This is a genomic window from Microbulbifer maximicatervae (SeqCode), assembly GCF_052468095.1.
This window is the reverse complement of the sequence record NZ_CP174332.1, coordinates 5,065,464-5,083,286: the sequence shown is the minus strand read 5'-3', so window position 1 is coordinate 5,083,286 and position 17,823 is coordinate 5,065,464. Positions and strand designations below refer to the sequence as shown.

12 protein-coding genes are annotated in these 17,823 nt (G+C 51.8%); 1 reads left to right on the top strand and 11 read right to left on the bottom strand.

What is annotated here, in order from left to right; all coding sequences use genetic code 11:
* Positions 1 to 61 precede the first annotated feature (61 nt).
* From ACJJIL_RS22570 to glmU, 9 genes are all read right to left on the bottom strand, one after another.
* Entirely contained in the window at positions 62 to 877 is an 816-nt protein-coding gene (locus tag ACJJIL_RS22570; RefSeq protein ID WP_413663852.1) for a class II aldolase/adducin family protein, read from the bottom strand.
* 310 nt (positions 878 to 1,187) lie between these two features.
* The gene (locus tag ACJJIL_RS22565; RefSeq protein ID WP_444918626.1) at positions 1,188 to 2,204 is read right to left on the bottom strand and encodes a zinc-binding alcohol dehydrogenase family protein; all 1,017 of its coding nucleotides are present in this window, start codon (positions 2,202 to 2,204) and stop codon (positions 1,188 to 1,190) included.
* Between the two features lie 157 nt (positions 2,205 to 2,361).
* Positions 2,362 to 3,240 (bottom strand): alpha/beta fold hydrolase, encoded by an 879-nt coding sequence (locus ACJJIL_RS22560; protein WP_444911820.1) that lies wholly within the window; start codon positions 3,238 to 3,240, stop codon positions 2,362 to 2,364.
* A gap of 24 nt (positions 3,241 to 3,264) precedes the next feature.
* Positions 3,265 to 5,094 carry a glutamine--fructose-6-phosphate transaminase (isomerizing) gene (glmS, locus tag ACJJIL_RS22555; RefSeq protein WP_444915136.1) on the bottom strand — a complete coding sequence of 610 codons (1,830 nt, stop codon included), beginning with the start codon at positions 5,092 to 5,094 and terminating at the stop codon, positions 3,265 to 3,267.
* Between the two features lie 2 nt (positions 5,095 to 5,096).
* Positions 5,097 to 5,921 carry a DeoR/GlpR family DNA-binding transcription regulator gene (locus tag ACJJIL_RS22550; protein WP_444906820.1) on the bottom strand — a complete coding sequence of 275 codons (825 nt, stop codon included), beginning with the start codon at positions 5,919 to 5,921 and terminating at the stop codon, positions 5,097 to 5,099.
* A 123-nt stretch (positions 5,922 to 6,044) separates the two neighbouring features.
* Positions 6,045 to 7,262, bottom strand: a complete 1,218-nt coding sequence (locus tag ACJJIL_RS22545) for a dihydrolipoamide acetyltransferase family protein (protein ID WP_445360818.1) — start codon at positions 7,260 to 7,262, stop codon at positions 6,045 to 6,047.
* On the bottom strand, positions 7,259 to 8,254 hold the full coding sequence (locus ACJJIL_RS22540) for an alpha-ketoacid dehydrogenase subunit beta (RefSeq protein WP_444918629.1): 996 nt from the start codon (positions 8,252 to 8,254) through the stop codon (positions 7,259 to 7,261). The genes ACJJIL_RS22545 and ACJJIL_RS22540 overlap by 4 nt, the downstream gene beginning before the upstream one ends.
* A complete protein-coding gene (pdhA, locus tag ACJJIL_RS22535; protein WP_444918630.1) occupies positions 8,254 to 9,345 on the bottom strand; it encodes a pyruvate dehydrogenase (acetyl-transferring) E1 component subunit alpha in 1,092 nt (363 codons plus the stop codon). The genes ACJJIL_RS22540 and pdhA overlap by 1 nt, the downstream gene beginning before the upstream one ends.
* A 125-nt stretch (positions 9,346 to 9,470) precedes the next feature.
* The gene (glmU, locus tag ACJJIL_RS22530; protein WP_444918631.1) at positions 9,471 to 10,832 is read right to left on the bottom strand and encodes a bifunctional UDP-N-acetylglucosamine diphosphorylase/glucosamine-1-phosphate N-acetyltransferase GlmU; all 1,362 of its coding nucleotides are present in this window, start codon (positions 10,830 to 10,832) and stop codon (positions 9,471 to 9,473) included.
* 226 nt (positions 10,833 to 11,058) lie between these two features.
* Between glmU and ACJJIL_RS22525 the strand changes: the two genes are divergently transcribed.
* A complete protein-coding gene (locus ACJJIL_RS22525; RefSeq protein WP_445360817.1) occupies positions 11,059 to 14,412 on the top strand; it encodes an amidohydrolase family protein in 3,354 nt (1,117 codons plus the stop codon).
* Positions 14,413 to 14,482: 70 nt separating this feature from the next.
* Here ACJJIL_RS22525 and ACJJIL_RS22520 read toward each other — a convergent pair whose 3' ends face one another.
* Together ACJJIL_RS22520 and ACJJIL_RS22515 are read right to left on the bottom strand one after the other, a co-directional pair.
* The gene (locus tag ACJJIL_RS22520; protein ID WP_445360816.1) at positions 14,483 to 15,721 is read right to left on the bottom strand and encodes a glycosyltransferase family 2 protein; all 1,239 of its coding nucleotides are present in this window, start codon (positions 15,719 to 15,721) and stop codon (positions 14,483 to 14,485) included.
* The gene (locus tag ACJJIL_RS22515) at positions 15,718 to 17,820 is read right to left on the bottom strand and encodes a glycosyltransferase (protein WP_413663862.1); all 2,103 of its coding nucleotides are present in this window, start codon (positions 17,818 to 17,820) and stop codon (positions 15,718 to 15,720) included. The genes ACJJIL_RS22520 and ACJJIL_RS22515 overlap by 4 nt, the downstream gene beginning before the upstream one ends.
* Positions 17,821 to 17,823 lie beyond the last annotated feature (3 nt).

The following is a 17,823-nucleotide window of genomic DNA, read 5'->3' as shown; positions in this document are numbered from 1 at the left end:
CGGCGCTTTGCAGCGCTCTAAAAAATTACTCTGCAAATTTGGCAGAGTTTTTGGAGTTTCTTTACTCAAACATATCCGGCTGTTCTTTTGCAATTACATTGTAAAGAGGCTGAAAGCTAAATAATCCCGCCAGTTCAGTTCCCACAACCGCCCGGGTTCGTATTGCCACCTCTGGATCGATCAAAATAGGCTGCCCAGCTGCTTCCGCCAGTAACTGAGCTTGGCAGCTTTTTTCCATAGTGATATACCACCAGGCAGCTTCATCAACGGATTTACCCACCGTCAGTAAGCCGTGATTCTGCAATATCAGTGCTTTGTGGTTACCCAAGGCTTTAGCAAGGGCCGCACCTTCTCCCATTTCCAATACCACGCCGGAAAAAGTGTCCAACAAACCGTGGTCCTGATAAAAGGCACAAGCATCCTGGGTAATGGGATCCAGAAGGCGCCCGAGAGTAGACCAACTTTTCCCATAAAGGGAATGAGCGTGCGCAGCGGCTACCACATCCGGGCGGGTTTTATGGATGTGAGAATGAATAGTAAAGGCTGCGCCATTAAGGTAACCATCCCCCTCAACCACCTCTCCTTGATGATTGACCAGCAACAGTTGTGACATCGTCATCTGTTTAAAGGAAACCCCCATGGGGTTGACCCAAAAATGATCGTCATATTCCGGGTCACGGACAGTGATATGACCGGCTACGCCTTCATCAAAACCAAATTTTCCAAACAGCCGAAAAGCCGCCGTCAGCTTCCTCTTACGCTCTTCACGAACTTGTTCTGGCGGCTGGGTTGGCTCGCCAAGCAACATATTGATGTCGCCATTCATAACAGCAGCATCAATACCGGTTTTTGTTTTATTTTTTTCTGTTGTAGCCACCTAGCGGCCCTCTCATCTTTGGAAAATGCCGAGGCATGGTTATAGCATGACTTTTATTTTCTATGCGAGGATTAATAACTTAATAAAATGGTGACTGCTTAATGCGGAAAAATATAAAAGTGACTTTGATGTCTTTTCTATCAGTTTATTTTCGCGCGGTAGAAATATAAGCAAAAATTTACTGCCAAATAATGAAAAATTAGTATCTTGCACTTAGTTTCTTTTACTGAATAATTAGGACTGTTTACTCAAAGTAAATTCCCACCCAGATGTCATAGATATGACTCTGAGTAGGAGAGAGTTTACTCTATCAAAAACCTTCCAGGACTATCTTTCCTTTTGCAGCCTGGGATTCGATAAGCTGATGTGCTTTTAAAAGGTTATTTGCATTTATTTTCCCAAAATTCTGCCCCATAGTGGTTTTAATTAATCCCTGGTCAATTAATTCCGCAAGTTCATTCAACAGAACATGCTGGGCAACCATATCCTCGGTAGAAAACAGCGCGCGAGTAAACATAAACTCCCAGTGCAGGGACAGACTCTTCTGCTTCAGTGCCATAACATCCAAGGAGGCGGGGTCGTCAATCAAACCAAACTTGCCTTGAGGTCTGATACTTTTGATAATTTCCGTCAAGTGCTCTTCGGTATTAGTGAGGCTAACAACATAGTCGACGCCATCGATACCCTCGCGACTTAACTGTTCGCTAAGAGACTGCCGATGATTGATCACATGGTGGCTTCCAAGCTCTTCAAGCCAGCTTTTGGTTTCGGGGCGGGAGGCAGTACCTATCACAGTCAAATTGGTCAGACGACGAGCCAACTGGACCATAATCGAACCTACGCCACCAGCGGCACCAATGATCAGCAGTGACTTGTTGTTTGCCCCTTTACCCACCGCAACTTGCAGGCGGTCGAATAGCATTTCCCAAGCGGTAATCGCAGTGAGAGGCAGCGCCGCTGCCTCGGCACAGCCAACCGTCTTGGGGGCAGTACCAACGATTCTCTCATCCACCAGATGGTACTGGGCATTGCTGCCCGAACGGGAGATATCGCCCGCATACCAAACCCGATCGCCAACCTTAAAGAGTCCCGCTTCCGGGCCTACCGCTTTCACTATGCCCACAGCATCCCAGCCAAGTACCTTCCACTGACCGGTATCCGGGCTGGCCCGCTGCCTCACCTTAGTATCTACCGGGTTAACTGAAACGGCCTGTACTTCTACAAGCAGATCCTGGCCGGAGACTTGCGGTATGGGGAGGGTTATATCCTGTAGCGCTTCTTTATCACTGCTTGGCAGAGACTGTTGATAACCGACGGCCTTCATCATCAGTTTTATCCTTTTCCAAATGGGGTAACTAGTGTGAAGGTATCTTAAAAAGGAATATCCACAGGAAAAACTGCCTTCTTGCAGAAGCTGTTTCAATTATTTTTTTAAATTCCAGTAACTATGGATAACTCTATCCACAGTTATCCACAAAGCTGAACTAGGGCACGGGGAAATGGCTATCTGTGGAAAACTTGAGAAGAAATTTACTCACCAAGGCATTAAATCTTTGAGCTGCTTCCAGAAACAGGAAATGGCTTCCTCCTTCCGCCACATCAAAGATCTCAAGCCTGGAGCCCGCAACTTGCTGGTGAATCCACTGCTGGCACTCTACTGGGTGTGGACTGGCACGACCGAAAGCCACTAGCGTCGGCTTATCAATCCTGGGGATAAAATCCCGCCAGTCCTTTGTTACGTTATCCACAAAAAGCTTTGCAGCCCAGCGACGGGGACACTGCAGGTTAACCGCAACCAGCTCATCCCGTTGGGTTTTCCCCATTAAAGGCGTGACCATAGACATAAGAATTTGGCGGGTGGCCTCAGCACCTTTTTTTCCAACCAAGTTATCCACAAACTGGAAGAGGCTCTCCGGGGTCAGTATGCCTCCAGCTGCCAATCGCTCCGCTTCACTCCAGGCGGGATCTGCCAGTAGACAGGGGGGTTCATCGATTAGCACTAGTGCACTGACCCTATCCCCACCAAACATTTCCAGGTAGCTCCATATCACCGAGCAGCCGGCGGAGTGGCCGAGTAAATGAAGGGGTTCCTGTTGCAGACTTGAGATCAGCTCTTGCAAGTCCTTGGCGAGGCGGGAAATTCGATAGCCATGATTGGGCTTGTCAGACTGACCATGACCACGCATATCCAGCGCGATCACACGAAACTGATCGCTGAGCCCAGCAAGCTGATGTTTATACAACACCGCCCCCTGGGACCAGCCGTGTAGCATCAATAATATGGGGCCGCTGCCGGCCTCTAGATAGCGCAGGGTGACGCTATCAGAGGTAGTAAATTCACACAGCTTTACTCGCTTGTGCATAAACCTTTTGCGGCAGGTAAACGGTTATTCAACCGTGACTGATTTAGCCAGGTTTCTGGGTTGATCCACATCAGTACCTTTCAGCAACGCCACATGGTAACTCAATAGCTGCAGCGGCACGGTGTAGAGAATCGGCGCCAGACTCTCTGGGGAATCTGGAACTTCCACCACGGTAACACCTTCTTCACTGGTAAATCCGGCCTTGGGGCTGGCGAAAACAAACAGTTGCCCACCCCGCGCACGCACTTCCTGCAAATTGGATTTGAGTTTTTCCAGCAGCTCATCATTGGGGGCAACGACAACCACGGGCATATCGCCGTCCACCAGTGCCAGGGGGCCGTGCTTCAATTCACCGGCAGGATAGGCCTCTGCGTGGATATAGGAAATTTCCTTCAGTTTTAGAGCACCTTCCAGAGCAATGGGGAATTCGACACCACGCCCCAAGAAAAGCGCGTGGTTCTTCTCTGCAAAGGCCTTGCTGGTGTTTTTAACCACCTTATCCAGACCGGTAAAACTCTCCATTAGCTCAGGTAACTGGTGCAAGGCGCTGACCAGCTCAGCTTCACGCTCCGCCGACAGGCCGTTGACCTTGGCGAGGGCGATACAGAACAGTTGTAATGCTACCAATTGGGTCGTAAAGGCCTTGGTCGAGGCCACACCAATCTCAGGGCCCGCCTCAGTCATTAGCGATAGCTCAGATTCTCGCACCAATGAGCTATTGGGCACATTGCAGATGGTCATGGAGGCCAGATAGCCCAGGTCCTTGCCCTGGCGCAGGGCGGCGAGGGTATCGGCCGTTTCCCCGGATTGGGAAATACTCACAAACAGGGTTCCCGGGCGCACCACTTTCTTGCGGTAGCGCAGTTCACTGGCCACCTCCACCGAGCAGGGAATACCGGCCCAGTCCTCCAGCCAATAGCGGGCTACCATTCCCGCATGGTAACTGGTGCCACAGGCTACTATCTGTACCTGCTGCACCTTGGGCAAAATCTCCTGGGCGCGGGCACCAAGGGCCTGGGCCAACACCGAGCGCTCACCGATACGGCCCGCCAGAGTGGCTGCGACCACCTGGGGCTGCTCGAAAATCTCTTTCTGCATAAAGTGGCGGTAGCGCCCTTTATCGGTAGCTTCATGACCGCCGGTTAGCTTGTGCACCGGGCGACTGACTTCCTCTCCCAACTTGTCTCGAACTGCGATGCCACCGCGACGCACTTCCGCCACATCGCCCTCTTCGAGGAATATAAAGCGATCAGTCACCTGGCGCAGGGCCATAGGGTCAGAGGCAATAAAGTTCTCTTCAATACCCACCCCCAGGACCAGGGGACTACCAGAGCGGGCACAGGCCAAAACTTCTGGCTCTTCATGACTAACAACCGCGAGGGCGTAGGCACCTTCCAGAATATGCGTGGCTTCAGTCACAGAGTCGACCAGGCTGCGGCCCTCAGAACTTAATGAGTGAATAAGGTGAACCACAACTTCAGTATCGGTTTCAGACTCAAACTCATAACCTTTTCCCTGAAGCTCTGAACGCAATTCCTGATGGTTTTCGATAATGCCGTTGTGAACCAGAGCGATATGGCCTGACAGATGGGGATGGGCATTTTCATCGGAGGGAACACCGTGAGTAGCCCAACGGGTATGGGCAATGCCAATATGGCCCTCGGCGCTTTCCTCACTTAATTTGGCTTCCAAATCTGCGACCTTGCCCAGGCTTTTGCGCAATTGCAGCTGGCCATCTCCACTGCTTAAGCAGACTCCGGCTGAGTCGTAACCGCGATACTCCAAACGGCGCAGCCCTTCCAGAAGAATCCCCGTCACATTGCGCTGTGCCAGCGCACCTACGATTCCGCACATAATTATTTCCTCATTAACCCGGGAGTCTCGCCGCCCATTAACATTTCAGGCTGAGCGCCTCTGCTCCTGTCTTCAGCGGCACAAATGAGCTGGATACCCAGCTGCTCCAGTTTTTGGCCCACGGCATCCGCCAGGCCATCATCAGTTACCAGGATATCGACCTGCTCCCAGGACAATTCCAGATTGGGAATCCGCTTCCCCACTTTACTGGACTCCGCCAGTACAACCACTTCCCGCGCAACTTCCGCCATTACGCGGGAGAGGCCAATTTGTTCATTAAATGTACAGGTGCCGCGTTGCAAATCGATTCCATCGGCACCAATAAAAGCGCGATCGAAGTCGTATCCTCTCAGTACCTGTTCTGCAACCTGCCCCTGGAAGGCCTCAAAGTGTGGGTCCCAGGTGCCTCCGGTCATCAACAGCGTCGGTTCGTTTTCAAGTTCGCGCAGTGCATTGGCCACATGCAGCGAGTTAGTCATCACCACTAGGCCGCGCTTGCTTTCAAGCTCAGGAATCATTGCCGCCGTGGTGCGACCGTAATCGATCACAATCCGGTGGTGATCCGGTATCAGCTCAGCAGCGGCTCGACCAATGGCCCGCTTACTCCCAGAGGGCCCTTCTTCATTGACCAACTCCCTCGGCACCGGGATAGCACCACCGTGGCGGCGCAGCAACAAGCCGTGATTTTCCATTGCCGTCAGATCCTTTCGAATCGTAACTTCCGAAGTTCCGAACTGCCGCGCCAATTGCTCGACAGTGGTCTCTCCTACTTCATTTAGCAAGTGGAGAATACCGTGGCGGCGCTGTTGGGTGTTGCGTTTGGACATAGGCATATAAGTTTCATTTCGAAACTTAAAGATAGCAAAACGAAACTAAAGTTCCCACAACTTTTATCAATAACCACTACTCAACAGATTAGATACCGGTATAGGACTCACTCAGACTGTCTGCTAGAGAGACAAAGTTTCCAACATTGCCTGAAGAAAGCGCGCCAACTCTCCACCGGTAACGGCCCGGTGATCGGCACTGATGGAGAGAGGGAGTAGGGGGCGAAGTGCGGGCCATCGATTGACCACCACAACTCCCTGGCACACCCGCCCGGCACCGACAATAGCAACAGTGGGCGGCATGACTACCGGAGTGGCATAACGACCGGCTATGGAGCCGAAGTTGGAGAGAAGTATGCTTGCCCCCTGAAGGTCTCGCTGGGCGATCCCCGTCTCGCGGGCCTGGTGTTTAAAGTCCGCCACCTGCTGGAGCAGATCTTCATCAGTACGCTGGGCGACATCCCTGAGTACCGGCACATAGAGCCCTCGTGGAGAGTCCACTGCCAAGCCAATATTGATACTGCCCTGCGGCGCCAGCTTCTCATCCTGATACAGGGCATTGAGGGTAGGTTCCGCCTCACAAGCTTCCTGTACTGCACGAATCAATCGCAGCAGCGCCGGAGCACTACCCCACCAGTTGGAAATATCCGCATCGTCACACAGCGTTATCTGCTTTACCTCATCCCGCGCTCGGCTCATGGACAAACCCATTGCGCGACGTGCAGGCGTCATGACTTCAGACTCAGAGTCGAATTGGGGTGCAACGGCTGTAGTTTGTTCGGCAGAAGCGCGGGCAGGTGATGGATGCTGCCCCTTCGCCACAGTTTTGGCCTTTGCTCCCGGCCCCGCCGCAGTGCGTACCTGAGCTTCCGTTACCATTGCACCCGCAGGTGATATTGACTGTAAATCTACCCCCAAACGCCTAGCCAGGGCCCGTACTCTCGGGGTGGCCAGTCGCTTCAAGCCCACCTCCGGCCCCCGCTCAGCCCCCAACACACCTTGCCCTTGCTCTATTTTTCCCACCACCGTGCCGCTGTCGGCCCGAGGACTAATCTCTTGTTCCGATTCTTCAGCTTTAGTGGGCGGGCTTTCAACTGCGACTTCTCCCTCGGCCATAAATCCCACCAGGGGATCGCCAACATTCACAGTCTCATCCACTGCCGCAAATAACTTCTCAATAGTGCCACCCCAAGGAGCCGGCACTTCCACCAAGGCCTTAGCGGTTTCCACTGTCACCAGAGTTTCATGGGCGGCTATGGTGTCTCCCTCTTTGACATGCCACTCCCGCACTATCGCATCGGGCAGACCTTCACCGAGATCCGGAAGGGTAAAAGTCTTCATTGTGGCCCTCCGTTGGCGTAGTCCAGCACTTCCTGTACGGCCGACAAAATACGCGGCACTCCGGGTAGATACTCATCCTCCAGTTGATAGTAGGGCATCACCGTATCGAAACCGGTCACCCTCTGTACCGGTGCCTTTAAAAGATCGAAGGCATACTCATTAATCTGTGCGACCAACTCGGCACCCAGGCCACAGAACCTGGCCGCCTCGTGCACAACGACACAGCACCCGGTTTTCTCCAGGGAGTCTATTACCGTGTGGATATCCAGGGGTTTCAGAGTGGCCGGGTCGATAACCTCAGCCTCTACCCCTTCCTCTGCGAGCTGCTCTGCGGCTTGCAGGGTCTCTTTGAGGGAAGCGCCCCAGGCAATAAGCGTAATATCGCAGCCCTCCCGCAACACAAAGGCGCGATCCAGCGGTAGAGCTTCACCAGAGTCGGGCACTTCCTGACGAACTGCTCGGTAAATACGTTTAGGCTCCAGGAAAATTACCGGGTCCGGGTCTCTAATCGCCGCCAATAGTAAACCGTAGGCCCGTGCAGGAGAGGAGGGCACCACAAGGCGCAGACCTGGAATATGGGCGAACAGGGCCTCGGTGCTCTCAGAGTGATGCTCCGGTGCATGGATTCCACCTCCATAGGGGGCCCGGTAGACAATCGGACAGGAGAGGCGGCCGCGAGTGCGATTGCGATAGCGCGAGGCGTGGCTAAGGATCTGATCGAGACCGGGATAGATAAAACCCATAAACTGGAATTCGGCCACCGGTCGCAGGCCCTGCACCGCCATACCGACAGCCATTCCGGCAATCATGGTCTCGGCTAAGGGGGTATCCATCACCCGGTCCCGGCCAAACCTGGCCTGCAACCCCTCGGTAGAGCGAAATACGCCACCGTTCAGACCAACATCTTCACCAAATAGAACCACCATCGGGTCTGCTTGCATCTCGTAAGCCAGAGCCTGGGTGACAGCTTCGACCAAAGTTATCTCAGCCATTAGCTATCTCCCTGCAACTGTTGATACTGCTCCAGAAAAGGCTCCGGCAACTTTGCATAGAGGTGATCGAATATTGCCGTGGCGGCATCTCTGGGGGTTTCCCGGTAGATATGGACCGCTCTCTCCAGCTTCTGGGTCAGCTCCCGTTGCAGCTCTTCTTCCTGCGCATCATCCCAGGCACCGCAGTTTTCCAGGTAGGATCGCAGGCGCCGCAGAGGCTCTCGGGACCAGGCTTCACTGACATCTTTTTTGGGCTGGTAGCGACTGGCATCATCGGCGGTGGTGTGGTCACACAGGCGATAGCTGATCGCTTCGATCAGAGCTGGGCCAGCACCACTGCGCGCCCGCTCCACGGCATCACCCACCGCCTCACGAACGGCAATCACATCGTTGCCGTCTACCTGCAAGCCAGGTATTCCGGCGGCAACAGCCTTCTGTGCCAAGGTCTTACAGGCAGTTTGCTCATCTCGCGGTAGGGAAATAGCCCATTGATTGTTGTTGATAACGATCACCAAAGGCAGGTGCCAATCCCCAGCCAGGTTTATCGCCTCGTAAAAGTCTCCCCGCGAAGTAGATCCATCGCCGCCGGTCGAAACAGCGACGCGCATGGGTTCACCGAAATGCTCATGTTTATATTTCAGGGCAAAGGCTACACCGGCACCGTGCAACATCTGGGTGGCTATAGGCACACTCAAGGGCAAATCTTCGCGGCTATGGCGAAAGTTCTGCCCCCGCTCATCGCCCCCCCAGATTGCGTAGATCTCCTCGATAGTAACGCCCCGCTCCAGAAGAGCGCCTGTCTCCCGGTAATTGGGGCAGTAGATATCCTCTTTGGCCATGGCGGCTGCGAGACCAACACCAATAGCTTCCTGGCCGAGGCTGGAGGGATAGGTGCCAAGTTGACCGGTACGCTGCATTTTTACCGCGCGATCATCCACCATACGAGCCAACGTCATCTGGCGGTAGTAAGCAATCAGGGTATCCGGGGTGGCAAATTCCGGTAGGGCTTGGGTCGTCTGTCCCTGTTCATCCAAATATTGCAGCGAAGCAATATCAAAACTGGCAAGCAGCTGTAATCTGGGCTTGTGCATCGGGCCATTCCTTTTGTTCCCGAAGCGCAAGTTTAATGGATAGGGTGGCTATCAACAGGCGTGGAGAGGGAAGGCCCGCCGGAATTATAGTTTCCGAGGGGCAACCCAATTACGGTAAGGGTTATTTAGCTTTTCTTACTCGGACGTTGCCAGCCGGTAATATTGCGCTGCTTGCTGCGCGCTACCGCCAACTCTTCGCTCCCCACAGCCTGGGTAATGGTGGAGCCAGCACCCACTGTGGCTCCGGCGCCCACAGTTACCGGGGCTACCAGAGCCGTGTTAGAGCCAATGAAAGCTTTATCGCCGATCTCGGTCAGGGACTTGTTCACACCGTCGTAATTACAGGTAATGGTGCCAGCACCAATATTGACCGCTTCGCCCACCAGGGCATCACCGACATAAGAGAGATGATTAACCTTACTGCCCTCACCAATTTTGGCTTTTTTGGTTTCGACAAAGTTACCCACCTTGGCACCGGTGGCCAGCTCTGTGCCCGGACGCAAACGTGCAAAGGGACCGATAGTGCAAGCCTCACCAATCTCAGCGCCTTCGATGATGGAGTTGGCCTCTACCTTGGTGCCATCTGCCAGGCGACAGTTTTTTAGCAGACAATTAGGTCCAATTTGTACCCCCTTACCCAGTGAAACTGTCCCTTCGAAAATGCAGTTAATATCGATAGAGACATCGGTATCGCACTCCAGGCTGCCGCGAACATCTATACGCATGGGGTCCAATAAAGTCACCCCCGCATTCATTAGACTGGTCGCATGGTTATGCTGCAATGCGCGCTCCATCTGCGCCTGCTGCGCACGGCTATTTACTCCCGCTACTTCCAGCGGATCACTGGCAATTACGCCCGTTACAGGAATCCCCTCACTGACCGAACGACCGATAATATCGGTCAGGTAGTATTCACCTTGAGCATTGTCACAGGACAACTCCGGTAACCAGCGAGCCAACAGTGCTCCAGGAGTCGCCAAAATGCCGGTATTGACCTCACGGATAGCCAGGGTATCCGCATCGGCATCCTTTTCCTCAACGATCGACTGCACACAGCCGCTGTTATCCCTCACGATGCGCCCGTAACCGGCGGGATTTGCCATTTCAACTGACAGCAGGGCAGGTCCGTGATCCGCTGCCGATAGCAGTGATTGCAAACTGCCGGCCCTGACCAGAGGCACATCACCATAGAGCACCAAAACGGTGGCTCCTTCGCGGAAATAGGGCACCGCCTGGGCCACGGCATGCCCGGTACCCAATTGCTGTTCCTGCTCCACAAACCTGACACCACGATCAGCAAAGCGGTCACGTATCAGGTCTGCGCCATGCCCGATTACCACGGTAATCTGTACCTCTCCCAACAACATGGCGGTATCAATTACCCGCTCAAGCATGGGAATACCGCCAATATGATGCAGCACTTTAGGCAGGTCAGAGTGCATGCGGGTGCCTTTTCCAGCGGCCAAAATCACAACATCGATAGTCATAACGGGTCGATATTCCAATCGTCTACAAAATTTGAGTGCATTGTGGCCACTAGACCCGGTTTACTCAAGCGAACAACAGTTCGCCCCGGGGCCCTGGTATTCAACGCATTAAGATTGCTGCGCCGCTTTGATCCCGGTAATTTACCCCCTGTGAAATCAACCGGTTACTCAACCCAACAAAACAAATATAGCCGCCAAACACAGAATCGGGCGGAGGGATATTTCAATGAACACCACCAAGCAGAACAAGCCGCGCCACCATTTGTTGGCTCTGGCTGTCCTGGCACTGACCCTGCCGATGGGTGCTGTGGCAGAAGCCGAAAGCGCTCTCGAAGCTACCAAAGAAAAGGAAGTAGAAAAGGCGGAAGCCCAATCCTGGGATATCAACAAGCCACCCTACGAATTCAAACCGATCCAGTTAGACACCCGCGAGACCACCTGGAGCAACCTGGATATCAGCCCAGATGGCAAAACCATCCTGTTCGATATGCTCGGCGATATCTACACAGTGCCGGTAGCAGGCGGCGAGGCGGTAGCCCTGACCAATGAAATCGCCTGGAATATGCAGCCGCGCTTCAGCCCGGATGGCAAGACCATCGTGTTTATCAGCGACCGTGACGGCGCCGACAACATCTGGTTGATGGATCGCAATGGCGACAACCTTCGCCAGCTCACGACAGAGAAGGAAAACTTGCTGCACTCACCTAACTGGAGCCCCGATGGCCAGTACCTGGTAGCGCGTAAAGGCTTTATGTCTGGCCGCAGTATCCCCGCCGGTGAAATCTGGATGTACCACTACGGTGGGGGTGAAGGTCGCCAACTGAAAGAGCGCATCGGTGGCGATATCGCCCAGAAAAATATTGCCGATCCAGCTTTCTCTCCAGATGGACGTTATGTCTATTACTCCATCGATACCACCCCCGGCACAGTGTGGAAGTACAACAAAAACTCCACCCAGGAAATTTTTGCCATCAACCGCTATGACCTCCAGGATGGTGAAGAGGAGACCTTTGTCTCCGGTCCCGGTGGCGCAGTGGCACCTGTACCATCCCCGGATGGCAGTAAACTGGCCTTCATTCGCCGCCAGGACAACCAGACCTCCCTGTTCCTGAAAGATTTGGATACAGGACTGGAAACACCGGTTTACTCCGGCCTCGAACGCGACCTGCAGGAAATCTTTGGCCCCCATGGCAACTACGTTCAATACGACTGGATGCCCGATGGTGAATCATTGGTCGTTTGGACTGGCGGTAAATTCCTGCGCATCTCCATCAACGGCGACAGCGTCGCACCGATTGCGGCCCATGTGAAAGTTGAAAAACAGGTAGCGGATGCGGTGCGCTTCCCGGTAGACGTAGCGCCGGAAACCTTTGATGTGAAGATGATTCGCTGGGCGCAGAAATCCCCCAACGGCAAGCAGGTCGCTTTCCAGGCATTGGGCAAGATTTATATTCAGGATGTCGCCAGTGGTGAGCGTCGTCGTCTGACCCGCCAGGACGACCACTTTGAGTTCTATCCCAGCTGGTCCCGCGATGGTCGCGAGATCACCTATGTCTCTTGGGACGACCAAAACCTGGGCCATGTGAGGGTAGTTTCCGCTCGCAACGGTCGCGGTAAAAACATCACCAAGCAGCCAGGCCTGTACGTTGAACCAAGCTTTTCTCCAAGTGGTGACGCAGTGGCCTACCGTCGCTTTACCGGCGGCTATCTGCTCAGCCCCGAGTACTCCCTGGAACCGGGCATTTACCTGGCAGACGCCGACGGCGACTGGCAGCGCCGGGTCGTGAAGTCTGGCTATGAGCCTCATTTCGGCGCCAGCGAAGATCGTATCTATTTCTCCGAGTACCAAAACGCTGACGGCGGCAAGCGCGTGCTGAAGAGCACCAACCTGGAAGGCAAGGATGAGCGCGAGCACCTGCACGGCGCTGAGATTACTTCCTTCCGCCTGTCTCCAGACGGCAAGTGGGTTGCCTTCACCCAGGACTTCAAAGCCTTTGTCGCGCCCTTTATGCATACTGGCAAATCCGAGGTTATCGGCCCCAATAGCAAAGCAGTCAAAGTCACCCAGGTATCCAAGCGAGCCGGTGAAAACCTGCATTGGTCTGCCGATAGCGACACTTTGGGCTGGGCACACGGCCCCAAACTGTTCGAGCGTGAACTGAAGGACGCCTTCGAATTTGTCGCCGGCGCTCCGGAGGAACTGCCAGAGCCAGTTTCTGAAGGCATCGACCTGAGCTTTGAACAGTCCTTCGACAATCGCGCAGGTCTCGTTGCCCTCACAGGCGGCAAGGTTGTCACTATGCGCGATGCGGAAAACACCCGTGAAATTATCGACAATGGTGTGGTTCTGTTCCGGGGCAACCGTATTGTCGCCGTGGGACCCGCAGCGGAAGTGGAGATTCCCACCGAAGCGAAGCGTATCGATATCACCGGCAAAACCGTTTTACCGGGGCTTATTGACGCTCATGCCCACGGTGCTCAGGGTCGCGAAGAGATTATCCCGCAGCAGAACTGGAACCTGTTCTCCAGCCTGGCATTTGGAGTGACTACTATTCACGACCCCTCCAATGACAGCAGCGAGATCTTCTCCGCCGCTGAAATGCAAAAGGCCGGCCTGATTACTGGGCCGCGTATTTTCTCCACCGGCACCATCCTCTATGGCGCCAAAGGTCCAGGCTACAAAGCCAAGATCAACTCCCTGGAGGACGCTCAGTTCCACGTGAACCGCCTCAAGGAAATGGGCGCCATCTCGGTGAAGAGCTACAACCAGCCCCGCCGCGACCAGCGCCAGCAAGTGCTGCAGGCAGCCCGCGAAGCCGGCATTATGGTAGTGCCCGAGGGCGGCGGTAAGTACCAGCACAATATGAACATGATTGTGGACGGGCACACCGGTATCGAGCACTCACTGCCGATCGCCAATGTCTACGGCGATGTGGAGCAGCTGTGGAGCCAAACCCAAGTGGGTTATACACCGACCTTCGTCGTGGCCTATGGCGGTCTCTGGGGTGAGGAGTACTGGTATGACCGCACGGAGGTATGGAAGAACGAGCGCCTGACCCGCTTTACCCCCGATTTTATCGTTAACCCCCGCTCTATCCGTCGCCCCACTGCGCCGGATGCCCACTACAACCACTTTAATGTGGCCCGTCAGGCCAAGCAGCTGCGCGACGAAGGTGTCACCGTACATATCGGCGCCCACGGCCAGCGCGAAGGGCTTGGAGCCCACTGGGAAATGTGGATGATGGAGCAGGGCGGCTTTACTCCCTGGGAAGCCTTCCGCGCCGGTACCATCGATGGTGCCCGCTACTTGGGTATGGACAGTGATATCGGCAGCATTGAGGCTGGTAAGCTGGCTGACCTGATCGTGGTTGACGGCAACCCCTTGGATAACCTGCGCCTGTCAGAGAACATTACCTACACGGTAATTAATGGCCGTGTGTTTGAGGCGGAAACCATGAACGAAGTAGGGGCTGGCGAACGCTTGGCATTCTTCCACGAACGCCTGCCTATCAGCGCTATGCCCGCTCCTACGGCAGAAGCGGTACAGGAGAAGATGGAACGCCACCACTGGGTACACTAACCTCAGGCACAAACTGAGATGCAAACAAAAGGCCGGGGACAAACCTCCCCTGCCTTTTTTGTATAAAGCCCTACCTGGTCCGGCGACGTCCTCCCAGCTTATGCCAGAGAATGGCGCGATAGATTGCGACAGGCAGTCTAAAGATTCCCGTAACCAGCCACCAAAATGACTCATAGATGGCAATCGTCTGATCCACTAATGGATGATCCTGGTCGAGCCTTTCTGGATAGTGATCGTGTCGTAACATGCCTCGATGAAACAGAAATCTGCGTAAAGGCCGGCTCAGTCGCCAACTAAAAGACTTGGTTATACGGTTTAAGTTATCGGCGAGAAAGCTCTCAGAGGCTATCTTTTGCTGTGTGAGCAGTTCGAAATAGTGGCTTTTGGACTTATTTTCGTTCTGCCAATCAGTATCAAAATCCATCTTTGTTAGCCAATCGCTTTCCCCGAATCCATCTATCTTGCGCAGATCCGATGTGTATTGAGGGATAGTTATCTGATTTTTAATGATGGCCTTGGAAATACGATATACATCAGCATTCATCCGGTCAGGGTTCTGCAATTCCCGAATCAGCCTTTGCTGAAAGCCTGACCGAAATTTGAAATGGAGAAGATGAGCGCAATTTTTACTGAGAGGAACCGGCGTACATGAGTGGGTTGAACGTAAATATTGAAAACCCGCCCGCCAATAAACCAGCGGAATTTTATAGGATTTAACAAAGTAATCAGAAATACCAGATATTTGCGCTCTGGCTTTGGAGCGAATTTCAAAAAAAGGAAAAGCTAATATGCTTTTTTTCTTAAAGCTTTTATAAGATACATAGTTAGGCGTTGATTCCATTAACTCGGAAAGATTTCTTATATCATATGTATTCCCTTGAAGGTTGTCGCTAAAGAAATCTATTAGTGGAGTATATAGAGCAAAAGCTAATTCACCCTGCATAAGCTGAGTCATAACTTTCAGGGAAGCTTTACCTGAAATTTCAGGTAACCAGAGAAACTCATCAGCATCTACCACAAGAGTCCATTTTCCCTGGCAATAATTCCGGGCAATTCGGTTAACCCAATCTACACCTGCGTTTGCCTGGGGGTAGCCACAATCAACTTCGTATAGCTGGACATCATTCTGCTTCAGTAGATAGCTTACCGAGTTATCGCTACTTCCCGTATCCACCAAATGGAAACATGTCACACCTAAAGACCGGTAATGGTCAAGAAAAGCTGGGAGAATATCCAATTCATCTCGGAAGATACAAATAAGAGGGAAGCGTGTTTCACTAGCACTTTCAATGTACTTAACTACTTTCAAACTTTCACCCTAGCGAATTTACGCAGCCTTCGAATCGTTCGCTTTAAAAACCCTGGCTTATATTTTCCCCCTTTATTTTTTTTGGCTTCTTTTTGCTGTTTTCTTAGTAGTAGGAGGCTTTTCTCTTCCGAGTCGAGCCCTTCAAGGTAAGGACTTATTTGCCTGAAATCTCCTTCTTCTTGAAGGTGATTTCTGGATTTCATAGAGTTGTCACCGGTGCGATAGTAATATAAAGGATCAGGATAATAGGATACATTTTCCTTTGCTAAAATTAGCTTGCTATAGAATTCAATATCATCCTTACCTGTTCTATATCTCTCTGTATAACCTCCGTGATCTCTAAACTTAGTAGCTTTTATCAGACACGTCGCATCACCGACTATATTTACTTTCGTTGCCCAGGCTCTAGCTGGCCCCATAAAACGAATTTGAGTTCCGAGCATACCTTCTGGAGTATTAGGTGCCCCCTTGCCGCTGAATCGGATAGAGCTACAAGTCAGGCAATCAATATCTGCAAAAGTTGCCGCGCTAACCAACTTATCTACCATTTCCGGCATCATGACATTGTCATCATCAAAAAAAAGTAGATAATCTCCGCTTGCATTTTGTGCTGCAGTATTTCTAGCAGCCCCTACATATCGGTTTTCTTGGTATACAAACTGCCAGCCCTTCTTCTGATAGTGACTTTCTATAATTTCCAGCGCGTGTAGCGCTTCTTGTGAATGGCTACCATCATCAACCACAATAACTTCTATGTTCTTATAAGTCTGATCTTCAACACTTTTTAACGCTTGATAGAGAAAGTCTGGACGCTCAAAATGAGTTACGCATATAGAAACCAAGGGATCATGCCTATTGGAAGATCGGGCGTTTTTAATAATTGAATGCTCTTGGCCATGCCACTTATTCCACACATCTAGCGACTTCTTAAGCCTCTGGTGTTTTATACCCGGTGCAGGAAGTTTCTTTACATGTAATTCCAACTTTCTCGCTAAAGCAATATGATTTGGCTTGAAGAGGATTTTTTTTCCATTTTCGTCATCAAGTAACTCTCGAGTACCACCAGTATCAGCAGCAATAAATGGTACTTTAGTTGCAAGGCATTCGTAGACAGAAATCGGAGAGTTTTCTAACAAAGCTGGAATAACAGCCAAACGTCCTTCTCCACTCAAATACTCTACAGCCTGTATAGCATTACAATCATTCATAAAGGAGACGTCTGTACTCCAATGCTTTTGGTTTTCCTCTATGAATTTTCGCGCATCAAATCGATAAGAGTGTCCTCCCAAAAAAGTAATCGATGGTAATCTAACTCCTCTTTTAGCAAGAGTGTTTAATGCATTTACAAAAAGAATAATCCCCTTGCGAGGCTCAAGCCGCCCGAAAAACACCCATTCTTTTGTCTCCAAATTACTACTTTTTATGGCTTCATTATCAGATAAAAGATCGTCCAAAAATACATTTGGCCAATAGTAACTGCGCTCAGGCAGGCGGTATTTATTATTTTCCATCCAGCAGACTAAGTGTTGACTTCCACAGATCAGAGTATCTGCCATCTCGGCACTTCTACGCTCCATAAATACCCACCCCAATTGCCGTTCCTCTTTAAGGAATTGTTGATTACCTTCGGCAGACCAGAGTGTTGGGGAAGAACCTTTAACAGCAAAATGTATATCTTGGAATGCAATACCAAGACTCTTGGCAAGTAACGCTATATAACCCATTCCACGCCATTCTGAAACATGGACAATATCAAAGCGATCATTTCGCTTGAGCCATTCATAGGCTGCATAGGGCATTGCCATAGTACGAGCCATTGTCGTTTTGGCTAGCGCTTGCGGTGCAACACCATGAAATTCAACATTGAGTTTTGCAAAAAATTTTTTTGTGATTTTCATTTTCACAGGATTTTTTGCTAAACCATTAACGAAACAGATGGTGACTTTGTGACCAGATCTCTGCAGAAAAATAGCCAAATGAAAGTAAGCCGTTCCAATACCACCATTTTTTATTGGACCAAATATATCCTCCGTTAGTATGCATATACGTTTAGATTTCTGAACAGCTTCAAGGCGTATATCCTCGTGAAGCTCTTTCATTAT

What these genes read in the sequence shown, in the direction of transcription:
- ACJJIL_RS22565 (WP_444918626.1), bottom strand. Translation starts at nt 2,204, where the DNA reads ATGATGAAGGCCGTCGGTTATCAACAGTCTCTGCCAAGCAGTGATAAA.
- ACJJIL_RS22560 (WP_444911820.1), bottom strand. Translation starts at nt 3,240, where the DNA reads ATGCACAAGCGAGTAAAGCTGTGTGAATTTACTACCTCTGATAGCGTC.
- glmS (WP_444915136.1), bottom strand. Translation starts at nt 5,094, where the DNA reads ATGTGCGGAATCGTAGGTGCGCTGGCACAGCGCAATGTGACGGGGATT.
- ACJJIL_RS22550 (WP_444906820.1), bottom strand. Translation starts at nt 5,921, where the DNA reads ATGTCCAAACGCAACACCCAACAGCGCCGCCACGGTATTCTCCACTTG.
- ACJJIL_RS22545 (WP_445360818.1), bottom strand. Translation starts at nt 7,262, where the DNA reads ATGAAGACTTTTACCCTTCCGGATCTCGGTGAAGGTCTGCCCGATGCG.
- ACJJIL_RS22540 (WP_444918629.1), bottom strand. Translation starts at nt 8,254, where the DNA reads ATGGCTGAGATAACTTTGGTCGAAGCTGTCACCCAGGCTCTGGCTTAC.
- pdhA (WP_444918630.1), bottom strand. Translation starts at nt 9,345, where the DNA reads ATGCACAAGCCCAGATTACAGCTGCTTGCCAGTTTTGATATTGCTTCG.
- glmU (WP_444918631.1), bottom strand. Translation starts at nt 10,832, where the DNA reads ATGACTATCGATGTTGTGATTTTGGCCGCTGGAAAAGGCACCCGCATG.
- ACJJIL_RS22525 (WP_445360817.1), top strand. Translation starts at nt 11,059, where the DNA reads ATGAACACCACCAAGCAGAACAAGCCGCGCCACCATTTGTTGGCTCTG.
- ACJJIL_RS22515 (WP_413663862.1), bottom strand. Translation starts at nt 17,820, where the DNA reads ATGAAAGAGCTTCACGAGGATATACGCCTTGAAGCTGTTCAGAAATCT.